This is a genomic window from Halorubrum sp. SS7, from assembly GCF_005435055.1.
In the GTDB taxonomy this organism is placed as follows: Archaea; Halobacteriota; Halobacteria; order Halobacteriales; family Haloferacaceae; genus Halorubrum; species Halorubrum salinarum.
Genome location: NZ_SGXV01000594.1, coordinates 1 through 245 on the forward strand (window position 1 = coordinate 1; position 245 = coordinate 245).

Genomic DNA, 245 nt, shown 5'->3' on the forward strand with positions numbered 1-245 from the left:
GCGTCCACTGGCCGCCGTTCCACCCCTCCTCGCCGGGTGCCGACTCCGAGACGAACGGCGAGCGCTGGGCGTCGCTCGCGTCCGCGTTCGCCACGATGGGTCGCTCTCCGTCGTGGAGGAAGTAGATCTTGTCTTCGGGATCCGGGCGTTCGTCGAGTACCTTCACCACGTTCGTGCGCCAGAGGTCGCCCTCGGCGTACACCCGCCCGAACGTCTTTCCGTTCCCCTTCTCGCTTCCCTTCCCG

The 245-nt window shown here is 67.8% G+C and carries 1 pseudogene; it reads right to left on the reverse strand.

Annotated elements, in window-relative coordinates:
- A pseudogene (locus tag EXE44_RS19265) lies at nt 1–245 on the reverse strand (hypothetical protein); the annotation flags it as partial.